At 47.1% G+C, this 1,518-nt stretch carries 2 protein-coding genes; both read right to left on the bottom strand.

The features are described from left to right. Positions 1-643: 643 nt before the first annotated feature. Complete coding sequence (locus AAIG11_RS18215) at positions 644-940, bottom strand: DUF6431 domain-containing protein (RefSeq protein WP_425499438.1); 297 nt, start codon at positions 938-940, stop codon at positions 644-646. A gap of 118 nt (positions 941-1,058) precedes the next feature. Then, positions 1,059-1,289: a hypothetical protein gene (locus AAIG11_RS17860; protein ID WP_343187545.1), complete on the bottom strand. Its 231-nt coding sequence runs from the start codon at positions 1,287-1,289 to the stop codon at positions 1,059-1,061. Between the last annotated feature and the right edge of the window lie 229 nt (positions 1,290-1,518).

Here is a 1,518-nt window from a genome sequence, read left to right as displayed (position 1 = left end):
GTATAGGAGTTTGGATTAGGTGGCTCACTTTTTCATCAGCACAACTTATCTGGTGATTTTGGAGAGTGGCTCACTTTTTCATCAGCACAAAGCTTGTTTTTGGCTCACTATCAGATTAGCATAGGCAGAAAGCCAAAAGCGAGAACCCCAACCGCTGGAGCCGTCATACCCGAAACTGGTCCATTGCCAAAGAAGTATGGTTAAACCCTGTTTCTGAAAAAAACACTACGGTTCAACCGACGATAAACTGAGCGTTTATGTCGCGAAAGCGCCTTGACAGTGAGTGGCGGCATGGTAGGCTGGCCACCAGGCGTCGCCGACCCACAGAGACGTTCTTCCTTGACCACAAGGGGATGTCTGTGATGCCAGCACCCATACCGCCAAGAGGCTCGTTGTCAAGGTGACCGTGAAATAAATGCGTTTTCAAAGACCAGTATTCCAGGAGGCGTTGCTCCTGATCAAAAGAGCTAACGACGAAGCGAATACATTGAACGGTTGTTCAGTTGACCCGGAAACTCTACTTTAATTTGGAAGGTTTTTTGGACAACTATCTTGACAATTACCGCCATCTCCCAGGAAACCGGCCTGTCAGAAGGCACCCTGTTCAAATGGGAGAAAGAAGCCAAAACCAAAGGCTTTGTCATCACTGATGGGGAATCCAGCAGTGATGACTGGGGCAGCGAAGATAAGTTCCAGATCGTGCTTGAAACCGCTGCCTTGAATGAAGCAGGTCCGGCAGTTCATGATGGATCTTCAGGCAAGACTTACACTGGAGTCTGCGGATACGAAGCACCTTCTCTTGAAGGTCTCCGTTGGTCTCATGCGTCTCAAGGACCTTCCGATTTCGGCTTCCAATGACCTTTCTTTCTGAAGAATGGCAGCAGGGACAGAAAAATGGCTCCAAACTCCTAACAAAAAACACCGGTTTCAGGGTTTTCATCCAGCTCATAATCTGATAGAATGACCATATCAGTTGTGTTGGACGTCCCTGAGACTCGCTGTCGGAAGCAGTCTGTTAAACAGGGACGTCTTTCCTTTCTCAAGATTTGTTATGGTCATTATATCCGGATATCCGGCAATTTTCGGACAGGCAAGTCCGTCAGCTTTTGCTGTAAGCCTTGGTTACTCCTAATCTGAAGGTTATTCTTTGTTCGATATTCTCTTAGTACACTTTGTATAGTTGTTCTGCCGATTTTAAGTTGATTCGCCAGTGCACGTGTTGAGATTTTTTCTTCATATGACAATCGGATGATTTCATTCTTTGTTGCTTGCTCTAATCGACGTCCCATATCATACGCCCCCTCTTGATTACAGTATACACCTAATTTTTTTCAGGTCCACTGTCCGTTATATGGGGGGCAGTTCAAGTTGAAGAAGAGCCCTGATCAACAGACACCTGAACAGAGGTAATGGATGCAGAGGAAACCTGGTGATCCCGGATATGGTCAACCCATTGAGTAGAGCCTGGCATTCTACCCCGAACGCCCACCTGCCAGGAGCCGGTAACAGAAGGCGTGT

The sequence above is a fragment of the Anoxynatronum sibiricum genome (assembly GCF_039414295.1).
GTDB classification, from domain to species: domain Bacteria; phylum Bacillota; class Clostridia; order Peptostreptococcales; family Tindalliaceae; genus Anoxynatronum; species Anoxynatronum sibiricum.
Note: the sequence above shows the minus strand (reverse complement) of the source record. Positions and strands in the feature narration are given on the sequence as shown.